Origin of the sequence: Nicoliella spurrieriana, assembly GCF_023380205.1 — a bacterium.
GTDB lineage: Bacteria > Bacillota > Bacilli > Lactobacillales > Lactobacillaceae > Nicoliella > Nicoliella spurrieriana.
Window position 1 is genome coordinate 656,059 of the sequence record NZ_CP093361.1, and the last position, 17,809, is coordinate 673,867.

1 protein-coding gene (cut by both window edges) is annotated in these 17,809 nt (G+C 56.2%); it reads left to right on the top strand.

The whole window is internal to a hypothetical protein gene (locus MOO44_RS04345) on the top strand: the coding sequence, 40,476 nt in all, runs 16,756 nt past the left edge and 5,911 nt past the right edge, and what appears here is coding positions 16,757-34,565 — codons 5,586 (partial) to 11,522 (partial); the first complete codon in view begins at position 3. Both the start codon and the stop codon lie outside the window.

Sequence of the window (17,809 nt, forward strand, 5' to 3'; positions counted from 1 at the left end):
CTACTAGTGCTGGTAAGGACGCTACTAAGGCTAGTTCCGCTAACTCGAATAATGCCGGTTCCGGTGCTAGTGCTGCTTCCAGTGCCGCTAGCGTTGCCCCTGGCTTTGCAAGTGGGGCTTCCGCTAGTGCTAGTTTAGCTAACTCCTATGATCAAGATGCTTCGAAATACGCTAGTGCTGCCAGCGTTGCTAGTTATGGAGCCAGTGGCTCTTCATCAGCCGCTAGTGCCAACAGTCAATATGCTAGCTCCGCCGTTTCAGCCAACCCAAGTAATTCTGCAATTAGTGTTGCTGCTGGCACCATTAATTCTGCCAACGTCGTTACGTCGAGTGCATCTGCCGATGCCAGCGTTGCTAATTCACAAGCTGTTGCTGCTAAGGCTGCCGCCGATGCTGCCAGCCAATCTGCTAGTTACCAAAGTTCACTTGCACAACAGGCAGTCTCTGACGTTAATACCGCTAGTGCGAGTGCTGCATCCGCTTATGCTGCTAAGGACTATGCTGGTGGTGATAGTTACGCTGCCGCTGCCGTGAGCGCTGCTTCTAGTGCTGCTTCAGCTAGTGCTAGCGCTGCTGTTGCCGTGAGTGCTGCATCCACCGCTGCTCAATCAGCTTCCAGTGCTGCTGTTCGGGCGCAATCTGATTCAACGGTCGCCTCCAGTGCTGCAAGTGATGCCGCCAATGCACAGGCTACCATTAGCAACGCCATCAGTGTACAAAATTCACAGGTTAGTGCTGCTGCATCCATTGCTAATTCAGCATCAGCAGCTGAAAGTACCGCTTCTGATGCTAATACCAGTGCTGGGCGGAATAACGCCGCAGTTGCTGGGAACGTTAGCTCCACTGCTTCCACTGCCACTAGCTTAGCTTCGCTTGCTAGTCTGGCCAGTTCGCAAGCAATCGATGCCAATAATGCTTCATCCGTTACTTCATCGATCGCATCAGCTGAACAGAGTGCCGATCCAGCAACAACAGCTGCTTTGAATAGTGATGCGAGCGTGGCTTCCACCGCCGCTGCATCCGCCGCCGCTGCTAAGGCGAGTGCTGATCAATTTAATGCCAGTGCCGCTGCCGCCAGTGCTGCCGCTAGTCAAGCTGCAGTCAGTGCTGCTAGTGCACGGGATGCTGCTAGTGTTGCCAATAACTCCGCAAGTAGTTATGCCAGCCAAGCTGCGAGTGCTGCGAAAGCAGGTGATAGCTCTGCTGCCGATAATTTCAACGCTCAAGCAACTGCCGCTGCCAATGAAGTGGTTACGCAAAATTCAAATGCCCAAGTTGCCGCTGCCTCGGTTGCCGCTGCAAGCAGTGCGGCCTCAATTGCTGCTTCCAATGCTGCAAGTGCATCGAGCGTTGCCAGTCAGGCTTCTTCAACGGCCTCCAGTGCAACCTCTGATGCGCAATCCAGAGCCGCAAGTTACGATGCCAACCAAAGTAAACTACGGGCATCAAACGCTTCTTCCGCCACTGATAGCCATGCTACATCCGTTAATGCTAATAGTGGTGCGGTTGCCAATGACACTAGCGCTGCTAGTTCAGCGGTTAGTGCTATTAATCAATCGGTCATTAACGCAAGTTCTGCGGCTCAGGCTGCTGCAGCACAAGCCGCTGCGCATCCTCAAAATTCAACCATTGCGAGTGCAGTCTCTAATGCTAACTCTGCATCGGTAGTTGCCTCACAGGCTGCTTCTGATGCCGTGGTAGCAAGTGGGATTATTTCGAGTGCTTCCGTAACGGTTAGTTCCGCATCGTCAGTAGTTACCAACGCGCAAACGGCGGCTTCATCTGCTTACTCCGTTGCTGCTAGTGCCGCTGCTGATGCAAGTAACCCAAGCTTAGCTCCAGATTCCAGATCAGCTGCTAAGTCCGCTGCCGCTAGCGCTGCTGATGCTGCTGCTTCTCAAGAACAAATTGCTTCCAATGCTGCCAACGCCGCAAGTAATGCTACGGATGAAGCGAATGCAGCAGCTAGTCGTGCTAAGAACGATCAATCGATTGCAAGTACGGCCGCTAGTCAAGCTAGTGATGCGAATAATGCTGCTAGCTCCGCTGCTAATGCTGGGACCCAGGGTGATTCGAGTGCCAATGCAGCTAATTCAGAGGCTAATTCCGCTTCAACGGCTGCATCCAATGCTGCTAACGGTGCCGATTCAGATGCTGGTAGGGCATCTAGTTATGCCAGTGCTGCTAGTTCTTCAACTAGCAACGTTGCTAACAATGATAGTGTAGCTTCAAATGCAGTTGTGACTGCTGATAGCTTCGCTTCTGCCAACCCAACCAATAAGCAGGTCAGTGCTGCTGACTCCGTTGCTAAATCAGCTGCAGCGGTGGTTAGTTCTGCCCATGATGATGCTAATTCCGCTAACAACGATGCCCAAAGTGCTAAGAGTGCTGCATCTAATGCTGCAGCTTCAGCGAATAGTGCTGCGACTGCTGCTAGTTCCGCTTCAGTGCTTGCTTCAAGCTACGCTTCTGCTGCCAAGAGCTACGCTTCCAATGGGGACCAATCTGCTGCTGCCAATGCGAATGCTTCCGCAGCCGCTCAGGCAACGGATGCAAGTAACGCGGCGGTTCAGGCTTCTGCTGCATCTAAGACCGCATCAATTGCCGTCCAAAGTGCATCCAGTGCTGCATCTAGAGCTGCTTCTGATCAAGTCGTAGCAAGTACTGCTGCTAGTGTAGCTTCCGATGCTGCCAATAATGCCAGCAACGCCGCTAACACTGGAGCACAGGGGATCACCAGTGCCAACAATGCCATCAATTCAGCTAACAGCGCCAACACCGCTGCATCTAACGCCGCCAGTGGCGCCAATGCGAATGCAGTCTTAGCATCTAGTTATGCTAGTGATGCTAATGTATCTACCGGTTCAGCTGCCAATGCCGACACCACCGCTACGACTGCATCGAAGGCCGCTAGTGCCGTTGCCTCTGCTAACCCAACCAATGCAGCGGTAAATGCTGCTGTTGCTTTGGTTAGTTCCGCTGCCAGCGTTGCTAGTTCCGCCCATGCGGATGCTAATTCCGCTAATGCTGACGCACAAAGTGCCAAGAGTGCTGCTGCTACTGCTGCTACAAGTGCGAATACCCAAAGCATCAACGCTAGTTCAGCCGCCAGTGCTGCTAATTCTGCTGCCAGCGCTGCCCTAAGCTACGCTGCTGCAGGTAATCCTGATTCTGCATCTTCCGCGAACTTAGTGGCTGCCCAACAGGCTGCAACTGCCAGTACCGCTGCGAGTGGCGCCGTTGCTGCCAGCATTGCTGCTTCGATTGCTACGCAAAGTGCATCCAGTGCTTCAGTACGGGCTGCTTCCGATGCTGCCGCTGCTGCTACGGCTGCCAACATTGCCAGTGCTCAAAACTCAATTGCTGCGGCTGCTGCTAGTGCCGGGAGTGCCGGGACCAATAGTGCCAATGCTTCGTCATCCGAAGCAGCCAGTGCCAACACCGCCGCAAGCAACGCCGCCAGTGGGGCCAATAACGATGCTAACTTAGCATCGAGTCTCGCTAGTCAAGCCAGTGCTTCGACCAGTGATGTTGCCAACGATGATAGCAATGCTTCTGGCAATGCGAAGTCAGCAAATAGTTATGCTACCGCTAACCCATCGAACGCCGTTGTTAGTTCGGCCGCTTCGGTCGCTACTTCTGCTGCTGCAACTGCTAGTGCTGCCCATGTCGATGCTAATTCAGCAAATAGTGATGCCCAAGCTGCCAAGAGCGCTGCCAGTGTTGCTGCCGCTAGTGCGAATGCGCAAAGCAGTGCCGCTAGTTCGGCTGCTGCTGCTGCAAGTACAGCTGCATCGAACGCCAAGAGTTACGCTGCTGCGGGTGATTCTTCTGATGCATCCACTGCTAACTCGATTGCATCCGTCCAAGCTTCGACCGCTAGTGTTGCCGCTTCTAACGCTGTGGTTGCTAGTCAAACCGCATCGACGGCCGTCCAAAGTGCATCGAGCGCTTCCGTTCGGGCCGCTTCCGATGCTAATGTTGCTGACGCTGCTGCGCAAGCTGCATCGTCTGCCAACTCAGTTGCTTCCAGCGCTGCCAATGCCGGGACGCAGGGCTCAGCCAGTGCCAGTGCAGCCCTTAGCTCAGCTACCAGTGCGAATACGGCTGCAAGTAATGCTGCGAATGGCGCCAATGCAGATGCCAGCCTAGCATCCAGTTACGCTAGCGATGCGCAAGTATCTACCGATACGACTTCTAGTGCGGACAGCACGACCGTTAAGGTGGCTAAGTCAGCTGATAGTTATGCTTCAGCTTACCCAACTAACTCAGTGGTTAGTTCCGCTGCTTCCGTCGTTGATTCTGCTGCTGCAACCGCTAGTTCCGCTCATTCTGATGCTAATATTGCTAACACGGCTGCTCAATCAGCCAAGAGTGTTGCTAGTGCCGCAGCCCAATCAGCGAATGTGCAAAGCACGACCGCTAGCTCCGCTGCTTCCGCAGCCATTTCTGCTGCGCAAGCTGCGCAAAGCTATGCTGCTGCCGGGAATGCTGATTCTGCATCTGCTGCTAACGTGGTTGCATCCACGCAGGCTGCTACGGCAAGTGTAGCTGCTAGTTCCGCCGTTGCTGCTAGTCAAACCGCTTCGATTGCTGTGCAAACTGCATCGAGTGCCTCTGCCCGTGCTGCTGCGGATGCAAAGCTTGCTAGTGATGCTGCTAGTGCAGCGGTTTCTGCTGGTTCAGTTGCATCCAGTGCTGCGAGTGCCGGGGATGCTGGATCCAGTAGCGCCAATGCTTCATCATCCGAAGCCGCTAGTGCTAACACCGCGGCAAGTAACGCCGCCAGTGGGGCGAATAACGATGCCAACTTAGCATCGAGTCTCGCTAGTCAAGCCAGTGCTTCGACCAGCGATGTTGCAAATGATGATAGCAATGCCTCTGGCAATGCAAAGTCTGCGAATAGCTACGCTACCGCTAACCCATCGAATGCCGTCGTTAGTTCGGCTGCTTCGGTCGCTACCTCGGCTGCTGCCGTGGTTAGTGCCGCCCACGTCGATGCTAATTCAGCAAATAGTGATGCCCAAGCTGCTAAGAGCGCTGCGAGTGCTGCTGCCGCTAGTGCGAATGCACAAAGCAGTGCCGCTAGTTCGGCTGCTGCTGCTGCTTCGACGGCGGCATCGAACGCCAAGAGCTATGCTGCTGCCGGGAATGCTGACTCCGCATCCGCTGCTGACGTGATTGCTTCGAACCAAGCCGCCATCGCAAGTGTGGCTGCTTCCAACGCCGTCGTTGCGAGTCAAACCGCATCAACGGCCGTTCAAAGCGCATCGAGCGCCTCATCCAGAGCCGCTTCCGATGCCAAGGTTGCTGATGCTGCTGCCCAATCTGCATCTTCCGCTAATACAGTCGCTTCCAGCGCTGCTAACGCTGGGACGCAGGGCTCAGCCAGTGCCAGTGACGCCATTTCATCAGCCAACAGTGCCAATGCTGCTGCATCTGCCGCTGCAAGTGGCGCTAACGCCAATGCAACCTTAGCATCCAGTTACGCCAGTGATGCCAAGGTATCGACTGACTCGACTGCGGCTGCAGATTCAACCGCTGCAACGGCGTCCACCGCTGCTAGTTCGGCTGCATCCGCCCAACCAAATAACACGGTTGTGACCTCGGCTGCCACTGTCATCAGCTCCGCTGCCAGTGTCGCTAGTTCAGCGCATGCTGATGCCAACTCGGCCAACGCCGATGCCCAAAGCGCTAAGAGTACCGCCGCCAGTGCTGCTGCAACTGCTGACGCCCAAAGCATTAACGCTAGTTCGGCTGCCAGTGCCGCTGATTCCGCCGCTATTGCTGCGCAAAGCTACGCTGCTGCCGGGAATGCTACTTCAGCATCCTCTGCCAACGTGGTCGCCGCATCCCAAGCTGCCAACGCTAGTTCGGCCGCCAGTGTTGCTGTGGCTGCTAGCCTGACCGCATCGACTGCGACCCAGAGTGCCTCGAGTGCTTCTTCACGAGCTGCTTCCGATGCCAAGGTTGCTACTGACGCTGCGAACGTTGCCAGTGCGCAAAGTGCGATCTTATCGTCCGCTGCGAGTGCTGGGAGTGCTGCCATTAGTAGTGCCAATGCTTCCTCATCCGAAGCATCTAGTGCTAACACCGCTGCAAGTAACGCTGCTAGTGGTGCGAACAACGATGCCAACTTAGCATCGAGTCTCGCTAGTCAAACTAGTGCATCGACCAGTGATGTTGCCAACGATGATAGTAATGCCTCTGGCAATGCGAAGTCAGCGAATAGCTATGCAACTGCCAACCCATCGAACGCCGTTGTTAGTTCCGCCGCTTCGGTCGCTACTTCGGCTGCTGCCGTCGTTAGTGCTGCCCATAGCGATGCTAATTCGGCAAATAGCGATGCCCAAGCTGCCAAGAGTGCTGCTAGTGCTGCTGCCGCTAGTGCGAATGCACAAAGCAGTGCCGCTAGTTCCGCCGCCGCTGCTGCTTCGACGGCTGCATCGAATGCCAAGAGCTACGCTGCTGCTGGTGATGCTTCCGATGCAGCTACGGCTAACTCAATTGCAGCTACCCAAGCCTCAACCGCTAGTGTGGCCGCCTCGAACGCTGTCGTTGCCAGTCAAACCGCATCGACGGCTGTCCAAAGCGCATCCAGCGCCTCATCCAGAGCTGCTTCCGATGCCAAGGTTGCTGATGCTGCTGCCCAATCCGCATCCTCTGCTAATGCAGTCGCTTCTAGCGCTGCTAACGCCGGGACGCAGGGTTCAGCTAGTGCTAGTGATGCGATTGCATCGGCCAACAGTGCCAATTCTGCTGCATCTACCGCTGCGAGTGGCGCCAATGCGAACGCAACCTTAGCATCCAGTTATGCTAGTGACGCTAAGGTATCGACTGATTCGACTGCCGCTGCTGATACGACTGCTGCCACTGCTTCAACGGCTGTCAGTGCTGAAGCAGCTGCCCAACCAAACAACACCGTGATAACTTCAGCTGCTACTTTGATTAGTTCTGCCGCTAGTGTTGCTAGTTCGGCCCATGCTGATGCTAACTCGGCCAACGCCGATGCTCAAAACGCCAAGAGTGCCGCTGCGACTGCTGCTGCGACCGCGAATGCTCAAAGCATCACCGCCAGCTTAGCTGCCAGCGCTGCGGATTCTGCCGCTAGTGCTGCGCAAAGCTATGCTGCGGCTGGGAATGCTGACTCAGCATCCTCTGCCAACGTAGTTGCAGCCTCCCAAGCTGTCACTGCCAGTTCTGCTGCCAGCGTTGCTGTAACTGCTAGCATCACTGCCTCCACGGCGACTCAGTCTGCATCGAGTGCTGCTTCCAGAGCTGCTTCCGATGCTAAGCTAGCTACCGATGCTGCAAACGTTGCCAGTGCACAAAGTGTGATCGCATCGAACGCCGCGAATGCCGGAATTGCCGGCTCTAATAGTGCTAGTTCCGCTTCCTCCGAAGCTGCTAGTGCCAATACCGCTGCAAGCAACGCTGCCAGTGGGGCCAATAATGATGCTAACCTTGCATCGAGCTACGCTAGTCAAACCAGCGCTTCGACCAGTGATGTTGCCAACGATAATACAAATACCTCAACTGCTGCGACGTCAGCGAATAGCTACGCTTCCGCTGATCCATCGAATGCGGTCATCAAGTCCGCTGCGTCAGTGGTTAACTCCGCTGCCGTAGTGACGAGCTCCGCTAATTCAGATGCTGCGATTGCAAACACTGCTGCGCAAGCTGCCAAGAGTACCGCGAGCGATGCTGCTGCCAGTGCCACTGCGCAAAGCAGTGCCGCTAGTTCCGCCGCCGCTGCTGCTTCGACTGCGGCATCCAACGCCAAGAGCTACGCTGCTGCCGGGAATGCTGACTCCGCATCTGCTGCTAACGTGATTGCGTCCAACCAAGCTGCTGCTGCGAGTGTGGCTGCTTCCAACGCTGTCGTTGCTAGTCAGACCGCATCGACGGCCGTACAAAGTGCATCGAGTGCTTCCGTGCGGGCTGCTTCCGATGCCAAGGTTGCTGATGCTGCAGCCCAATCCGCATCTTCCGCCAATGCAGTCGCATCGAGTGCTGCTAACGCCGGGAACCAGGGTTCAGCTAGTGCCAATAACGAAATTAGTTCAGCTAATAGTGCGAATACGGCGGCAAGCAATGCTGCCAGTGGGGCCAATGCTAACGCAACCTTAGCATCCAGTTACGCCAGCGATGCCCAAACTTCGACTAACTCGACTGCCAATGCTGACACGAATGCTGCCACTGCTTCAAAGGCCGTTAGTGCCGAAGCATCTGCACACCCAACCAATGCAGTCATCAGTTCAGCTGCCAATGTAATCAGTTCGGCCGCTAGTGTCGCTAGCTCCGCCCATGCTGATGCAAACTCAGCTAACGCTGATGCTCAAAATGCTGCAAGTGTGGCTGCGAGTGCTGCTGCGAGCGCTAATATTCAAAGTACCAACGCTAGTTCGGCTGCCAGTGCTGCTAATTCGGCTGCAAATGCTGCCCAAAGCTACGCTGCTGCTGGGAATGCTGACTCAGCATCCTCAGCCAACGTGGTCGCAGCCTCCCAAGCCGTCATCGCAAGTACGGCTGCGAGTGCCGCTGTAGTCGCTAGTCAAACCGCATCAATTGCCACTCAATCTGCATCTAGTGCTGCTTCGCGAGCCGCCTCCGATGCCAAGGTTGCTACTGATGCTGCGAACGTGGCCAGTGCCCAAAGTGTAATTGCTTCGAACGCTGCCAGTGCCGGTGATGCCGGATCTAATAGTGCTAGTTCCGCTTCATCTGAAGCCGCTAGTGCCAACACCGCGGCAAGTAACGCTGCCAGTGGGGCCAATAACGATGCTAACTTAGCATCCAGTCTCGCTAGTCAAGCCAGTGCTTCAACTAGTGACGTTGCCAACGATGATAGCAATGCCTCTGGCAATGCTAAATCAGCAAATAGCTACGCTACCGCTAACCCATCGAATGCCGTCGTTAGTTCGGCCGCTTCGGTTGCTACTTCGGCTGCTGCCGTGGTTAGTGCCGCCCATGTCGACGCTAATTCGGCAAATAGCGATGCCCAAGCTGCCAAGAGTGCTGCTAGTGCTGCTGCCGCTAGTGCGAATGCACAAAGCAGTGCCGCTAGTTCCGCCGCCGCTGCTGCTTCCACCGCTGCATCGAACGCCAAGAGCTACGCTGCTGCAGGTGATGCTTCTGATGCATCCACTGCGAACTCAATTGCAGCTGCCCAAGCTTCGACCGCGAGTGTCGCTGCTTCCAACGCCGTGGTTGCAAGTCAAACCGCATCAACGGCCGTGCAATCCGCATCGAGCGCCTCATCCAGAGCCGCTTCCGATGCCAAGGTTGCTGATGCTGCAGCTCAATCCGCATCCTCTGCCAATGCAGTCGCTTCCAGCGCTGCCAATGCCGGGACGCAGGGATCAGCCAGTGCCAGTGATGCGATTTCATCAGCCAACAGTGCCAATGCTGCTGCATCTGCCGCTGCCAGTGGCGCTAACGCCAATGCGACCTTAGCATCCAGTTACGCCAGTGATGCCAAGGTATCGACTGACTCGACTGCGGCTGCAGATTCAACCGCTGCAACGGCGTCCACCGCTGCTAGTTCGGCTGCATCCGCCCAACCAAATAACACGGTTGTGACTTCGGCTGCCACTGTGATTAGCTCCGCTGCCAGTGTCGCTAGTTCAGCGCATGCTGATGCCAACTCAGCCAACGCCGATGCGCAAAGTGCTAAGAGTACCGCTGCGAGTGCCGCTGCGACTGCGAATGCGCAAAGCATTAACGCTAGTTCGGCTGCCAGTGCCGCTGATTCCGCTGCCAGTGCTGCGCAAAGCTACGCTGCTGCCGGGAATGCTACTTCAGCATCCTCTGCCAACGTGATCGCCGCATCCCAAGCTGCCAATGCTAGTTCGGCCGCCAGCGTTGCTGTGGCTGCTAGCTTGACCGCATCGACTGCGACCCAGAGCGCCTCGAGTGCTTCTTCACGAGCCGCTTCCGATGCCAAGGTTGCGACCGATGCTGCCAATATTGCTAGTGCGCAAAGTGCGATCGTATCGTCCGCTGCGAGTGCTGGGAGTGCTGCCATTAGCAGTGCCAATGCTTCATCATCCGAAGCATCCAGTGCCAACACCGCTGCAAGCAATGCTGCCAGTGGGGCCAATAACGATGCTAACTTAGCATCGAGCCTTGCTAGTCAAACCAGTGCATCGACCAGTGATGTTGCCAACGATAATACCAATACCTCAAATGCCGCAACGTCAGCCAATAGCTACGCTTCAGCTGATCCTTCGAATGCGGTCATCAAGTCCGCTGCGTCAGTGGTTAACTCCGCTGCCGTAGTGACGAGCTCCGCTAATTCAGATGCTGCGATTGCAAACACCGCTGCGCAAGCTGCCAAGAGTGTTGCCAGTGATGCCGCTGCCAGTGCCACTGCCCAAAGCAGTGCCGCTAGTTCTGCCGCTGCTGCTGCAAGTACAGCTGCATCGAACGCCAAGAGCTACGCTGCTGCCGGGAATGCTGACTCCGCATCCGCTGCTAACGTGATTGCGTCCAACCAAGCTGCTGCTGCGAGTGTGGCTGCCTCCAACGCTGTCGTTGCCAGTCAAACCGCATCGACGGCCGTCCAAAGCGCATCGAGTGCCTCATCCAGAGCCGCTTCCGATGCCAAGGTTGCTGATGCTGCAGCCCAATCCGCATCTTCCGCTAATGCAGTCGCATCTAGCGCTGCCAACGCCGGGAACCAGGGTTCAGCCAGTGCCAGTGATGCCATTTCATCAGCTAACAGTGCCAATGCTGCTGCATCTGCCGCTGCCAGTGGCGCCAATGCTAATGCAACCTTAGCATCCAGTTACGCCAGCGATGCGCAAACTTCGACTGACTCGACTGCGACTGCTGATACAACTGCTGCCACTGCTTCAAAGGCCGTTAGTGCCGAAGCATCTGCACACCCAACCAATGCGGTCATCAGTTCCGCTGCTAATGTCATTAGCTCTGCTGCTAGTGTCGCTAGTTCCGCCCATGCTGATGCTAACTCCGCCAACGCCGATGCTCAAAATGCCAAGAGCGTTGCTGCTAACGCTGCTGCCAGTGCTAATATTCAAAGTACTAATGCTAGTTCGGCTGCTAGTGCTGCGGATTCTGCCGCTAGTGCTGCGCAAAGCTACGCTGCTGCTGGGAATGCTGACTCAGCATCCTCAGCCAACGTGGTCGCAGCCTCCCAAGCCGTCATCGCAAGTACGGCTGCCAGTGCCGCTGTGGTCGCTAGTCAAACTGCATCGACTGCGACCCAAAGTGCATCGAGTGCTGCTTCGCGTGCTGCTTCCGATGCCAAGGTTGCTACTGATGCTGCGAACGTGGCCAGTGCCCAAAGTGTAATTGCATCGAGTGCTGCGAGTGCCGGTGATGCTGGATCCAGTAGCGCTAACGCTTCGTCATCTGAAGCTGCTAGTGCTAACACCGCCGCAAGCAACGCTGCCAGTGGGGCCAATAACGATGCGAACTTAGCATCCAGTCTCGCTAGTCAAGCCAGTGCATCGACCAGTGATGTTGCAAACGATGATAGCAATGCCTCTGGCAATGCAAAGTCTGCGAATAGCTACGCTACCGCTAACCCATCGAATGCCGTCGTTAGTTCGGCCGCTTCGGTCGCTACTTCGGCCGCTGCCGTGGTTAGTGCTGCCCACGTCGATGCTAATTCGGCAAATAGCGATGCTCAGGCTGCTAAGAGCGCTGCTAGTGCTGCTGCCGCTAGTGCAAATGCCCAGAGCAGTGCCGCTAGCTCCGCCGCTGCAGCCGCTTCAACGGCTGCCTCAAACGCCAAGAGTTACGCTGCTGCCGGGAATGCTGATTCCGCATCCGCTGCTGACGTGATTGCATCGAACCAAGCTGCTGCTGCGAGTGTCGCTGCTTCCAACGCCGTGGTTGCGAGTCAAACCGCATCAACGGCCGTCCAAAGTGCATCGAGTGCCTCATCCAGAGCCGCTTCCGATGCCAAGGTTGCTGATGCTGCAGCTCAATCCGCATCCTCTGCCAATGCAGTCGCTTCCAGCGCTGCCAATGCCGGGACGCAGGGCTCAGCCAGTGCCAGTGACGCCATTTCATCGGCCAACAGTGCCAACACCGCTGCAAGTAATGCTGCCAGTGGTGCTAACGCCAATGCGACCTTAGCATCCAGTTACGCCAGTGATGCCAAGGCATCGACTGACTCAACTGCGACTGCTGATTCAACCGCTGCGACTGCTTCAACTGCTGCCAGTGCTGAAGCGGCTGCCCAACCAAGCAACACGGTTGTGACTTCTGCGGCTGCTGTGATTAGTTCTGCCGCTAGTGTTGCTAGTTCAGCGCATGCTGATGCTAACTCGGCCAACGCCGATGCCCAAAGTGCCAAGAGTACCGCCGCTAGTGCCGCTGCAACTGCTAATGCCCAAAGCATTAACGCTAGTTCGGCTGCCAGTGCCGCTGATTCCGCCGCTAGTGCTGCGCAAAGCTACGCTGCTGCCGGGAATGCTACTTCAGCATCCTCTGCCAACGTGGTCGCCGCATCCCAAGCTGCCAATGCTAGTTCGGCCGCCAGTGTTGCCGTTGCTGCTAGCTTGACCGCATCGACTGCGACTCAATCTGCATCCAGTGCCGCTTCACGAGCTGCTTCCGACGCTAAACTAGCTACTGACGCTGCGAACGTCGCCAGTGCGCAAAGTGTAATCGCATCGAACGCCGCTAGTGCTGGTGCTGCCGGATCTAATAGCGCTAGTTCCGCTTCCTCGGAAGCCGCTAGTGCCAACACGGCTGCAAGTAATGCTGCCAGTGGGGCCAACAACGATGCGAACTTAGCATCGAGCTACGCTAGTCAAGCGAGTGTTTCGACCAGTGATGTTGCTAACGACAATACGAACACTTCGAATGCCGTTACCTCAGCTAATAGTTACGCTTCCGCTGAACCATCGAATGCGGTCATTAAATCGGTTGCTTCAGTGGTTAACTCTGCTGCTGTGGTTACCAGCACCGCTAATTCTGATGCGTTGATTGCAAACACTGCAGCCCAATCTGCTAAGAGTACCGCCAGTGATGCTGCCCAATCGGCAACGACGCAAAGTAGCTACGCTAGCGTTGCTGCCATCGCTGCTAGTTCGGCTGCCGCACAGGCCAAGAGCTACGCTGCTGCTGGTAATTCTGAGGCTGCTGCGACTGCTAATAGTATTGCTTCACAACAAGCTTCGATCACTAGTCAAGCCGCTGCCGCTGCTGTGGTGGCTAGTCAAACTGCTTCGGCTGCTGCCCAAAATGCATCCAGTGCATCCGTTCGGGCGGCTTCCGATGCTAAACTTGCCGATGCTGCCGCTAGTGCTGCTTCATCTGCCATGGTGGTGGGCTCCAGCGCTGCCAATGCTGGTAACCAGGGTTCAACCAGCGCAAGTAATACCATCTCATCAGCTAATAGTGCCAACACTGCCGCATCCAATGCTGCCAGTGGGGCCAATGCTGATGCCGCGTTAGCATCGAGTTACGCCAGTGATGCCCAAGTTTCCACGAATTCAACCGCTAATGCTGATACGACTGCTGCGACGGCTTCGAGTGCCGTCAGTGCACAAGCATCTGCACAACCAGCTAATGCCGTCATTACTTCCGCTGCCGTCGTCATCAGTTCCGCTGCGAGCGTGGCTAGCTCGGCCCATGCTGATGCTAATTCAGCTAACGCCGATGCCCAAAGTGCTAAGAGCACTGCTGCTTCCGCCGCTGCGACTGCCAATGCGCAAAGTATGAATGCCAGTTCGGCTGCCAGTGCTGCTGATTCCGCTGCCAGCGTTGCGCAAAGCTACGCTGCGGCTGGGAACGCTGATTCAGCATCCTCTGCCAACGTAGTTGCAGCATCGCAAGCTGTCATCGCAAGTTCCGCAGCGAGCGTGGCCGTGTTTGCTAGTCAAACCGCTTCGACCGCAACTCAATCTGCATCGAGTGCTTCAGCTAGAGCTGCTTCCGATGCTAAGGTGGCCACTGATGCTGCGAACGTCGCCAGTGCCCAGAGTGTGATCGCATCGAGTGCTGCCAGTGCCGGCACTGCTGGATCCAATAGTGCCAGTGCGGCTTCCGTTGAGGCTGCCAGTGCCAACACGGCGGCAAGTAACGCTGCCAGTGGGGCGAATAACGATGCTAACCTCGCATCGAGTCTCGCTAGTCAAACTAGTGCATCGACCAGTGATGTTGCTAACGACAATGCAAATACCTCAAATGCCGCAACGTCAGCCAATAGTTACGCCTCCGCTGAACCATCGAATGCGGTCATCAAGTCGGCTGCATCAGTCGTAAACTCCGCTGCCGTGGTTACCAGTTCCGCTAATTCTGATGCCGTCATTGCCAATACCGCGGCCCAAGCTGCCAAGAGTGTTGCCAGTGATGCTGCTGCGAGTGCGAATGCGCAAAGTAGTGCTGCTAGTTCCGCCGCTGCTGCCGCTTCGACGGCGGCCTCGAACGCCAAGAGCTACGCCGCAGCCGGCAATGCTGATTCAGCATCCGCTGCTAACGTAGTTGCTTCGAACCAAGCTGCCGCCGCAAGTGTGGCTGCCTCGAACGCCGTGGTTGCGAGTCAAACCGCATCAATGGCCGTCCAAAGCGCATCCAGCGCTTCATCCAGGGCCGCTTCCGATGCCAAGGTGGCTGATGCTGCTGCCCAATCCGCATCCTCCGCTAACGCAGTTGCATCGAGTGCTGCTAACGCTGACGCCCAGGGTTCAGCTAGTGCCAGTGCTGCAATTGCCTCTGCTAACAGTGCCAATTCCGCTGCATCTGCTGCCGCTAAGGGTGCCAACGCCGATGCCACATCAGCATCGAATTACGCTAGTGCTGCGCAAGTTGCTACTAACTCGACTGCGGGATCAGATAGCACGGCTGCCGATGCTGCTAAATCAGCTAATGCTGCTGCCGCTGCTAATCCATCGAACGCCGTCATTAGTGCTGCGACAGTTACCGTTAATTCAGCTGCCAGTGTTGCTAGTTCAGCGCATACCGATGCCAACGCTGCCAATGCTGATGCGCAAAGTGCCAAGAGCACGGCTGCTGCCGCTGCTGCGAATGCTAATACGCAAAGTACCAACGCCAGTTCGGCTGCCAGTGCTGCCAACTCCGCTGCAAGCATTGCGCAAAGCTACGCTGCTGCCGGGAATGTTGATTCAGCATCCTCCGCTAACGTGGTTGCATCATCGCAAGCTGCGGTTGCTAGTGCTGCTGCCAGTGCCGCCGTCGTTGCTAGTCAAACCGCATCGACTGCGACCCAATCTGCATCGAGTGCCGCTTCCAGAGCTGCTTCCGACGCTGAGGTAGCTTCCAACGCTGCTAGCGCTGCTACTGCTGCCAATGGTGTCGTATCCAGTGCTGCTAATGCAGGCAATGCTGAATCCAGTAGCGCCAATGCTTCCTCATCCGAGGCTGTCAGTGCCAACACTGCCGCAAGCAATGCCGCTAGTGGTGCGAATAATGACGCCAACCTGGCATCCAGTTATGCGAGCGCTGCCAGTGCCTCAACGAATGACGTTGTGAACGACACGACCAGTGCGACTGCTGCTGCCAAGTCTGCAAGTAGTTATGCATCTGCGCACCCATCGAATGCGGTCGTAAGTGCTGCTGCTTCAGTTGCTAATTCTGCTGCGGCAGTGGTTAATTCAGCTAATACCGACGCGAGCGCTGCCAATAGCGATGCCCAAAGTGCCAAGAGTGCTGCCAGTGCCGCCGCTGCTAGTGCCAATGCCCAAAGCAATGCCGCTAGTGCCGCCGCTGCTGCTGCTTCCACGGCTGCATCGAACGCCAAGAGTTATGCTGCTGCTGGCGATGCTGATTCAGCCTCCGTTGCCGACGTAGTTGCTTCATCGCAAGCCGCTAATGCTAGTGTTGCTGCTTCCAATGCGGTCATTGCTAGTCAGGCGGCCTCAACTGCCGTCCAGAGTGCATCCAGTGCCTCATCCAGAGCTGCTTCCGATGCTAAAATTGCTGATTCAGCTGCAAGTACTGCTGCCTCCGCTAACTCGACGGCCGCCAGTGCCGTTAACGATGGCAACCAGGGTTCAGCTAGTGCAAGCAACGCCCTTAGCTCCGCTACTTCTGCTAATACCGCTGCATCGACTGCTGCCAGTGGTGCGAATGCAGATGCTACGCTTGCATCTAGCTACGCTAGTGCTGCGCAAGTTTCGACTGATTCGACTGCAACTGCTGATACGACTGCTGCTACAGCTTCTACGGCTGCTAGTGCAGAAGCAGCTGCCCATCCAACCAATGCGGTCATCAGTTCGGCTGCCACGCTCATTAGCTCCGCTGCCAGCGTTGCTAGTTCCGCCCATGCGGATGCCAACATCGCAAACGCTGCTGCACAATCTGCAAAGGCGGTTGCCAGTGCTGCTGCTCAATCCGCAAATGCCCAGAGTATCAATGCTAGCATGACCGCCAGTGCTGCTACTTCCGCTGCCAATGCGGCCCAAAGTTATGCGAATGTAGGGAATACTGCTTCCGCATCATCCGCTAACGTCGTGGCAGCTTCACAAGCGGTAAGTGCCAGTGTGGCTGCGAGTGCTGCTGTGGCTGCTAGCTTGACGGCTTCAACTGCGGCCCAAACTGCATCGAGTGCCTCCGTGAGAGCTGCATCCGATGCGAAGGTCGCCACCGATGCTGCCAATGTTGCTAGTGCGCAAAGTGTGATTGCATCCAACGCTGCTAGCGCCGGCGATGCCGGATCAAGTAGTGCTGATGCTTCCTCATCTGAAGCAGCCAGTGCCAATACTGCTGCAAGCAACGCCGCTAGTGGTGCGAACAACGATGCCAACCTGGCATCCGGTTATGCTAGTGCTGCCAGCGCTTCGACCAGTAGCGTTGCAAATGACGATGGAACGGCTTCAAGTGCGGCATCATCTGCTAACAGCTACGCTGCTGCTCATTCTAGCAACCCAATCGTTAGTTCCGCAGCTTCGGTTGCTAATTCGGCTGCCATCGTTGCCAGTTCGGCTCATATTGATGCCAATACCGCTAACGTTGCTGCTCAATCAGCCAAGAGTACCGCCAGTGCCGCTGCTCAATCAGCAACTGCACAGAGTACGTTGGCTAGTTCCGCTGCCGTAGCTGCAAGTACGGCGGCATCGAATGCCAAGAGTTATGCTGCTGTTGGTAACGTTGCCTCCGCTTCTGCTGCCAACGTGGTTGCTTCATCGCAAGCTGCGACTGCTAGTGATGCTGCTTCGAATGCAGTCATTGCCAGTCAAGTTGCTTCCACCGCTAAGCAAAGTGCATCGAGTGCTGCTTCCAGAGCTGCATCTGATGCCAGTGTTGCTAGCGCCGCTGCAAGTACTGCGACCTCCGCTAATGTGGTTGCATCCAGTGCCGCCAGTGCTGGTGATCAAGGTTCTGCTAGTGCCAGTGATGCCATTAACTCGGCCAACAGCGCCAATACCGCTGCATCAAATGCGGCCAAGGGTGCCAATGCCGCTGCGACCTTAGCATCTAGCTACGCCAGCGCTGCCGTTATTTCGACTAACTCAACTGCCGCTGCTGATGCTAGTGCTGCTGCAGCATCGACTGCCGCCAGTGCCGAAGCTTCTGGCCACCCAACGAATGTGATTGTCACCTCCGCTGCTGCCGTCATTAGTTCGGCTGCCAGTGTCGCTAGTTCCGCCCATGCTGATGCGAATGCTGCCAATGCCGATGCGCAAAGTGCTAAGAGTACTGCCGCTGCCGCTGCTGCGACCGCCAACGCCCAAAGCACCAATGCGAGTGCGGCCGCCAGTGCTGCTGATTCTGCCGCTAGCCTAGCGCAAAGCTACGCTGCTGTTGGTAACGCCACTTCGGCTGCCTCTGCCAACGTCGTTGCTTCATCGCAAGCTGCCAACGCCAGCGT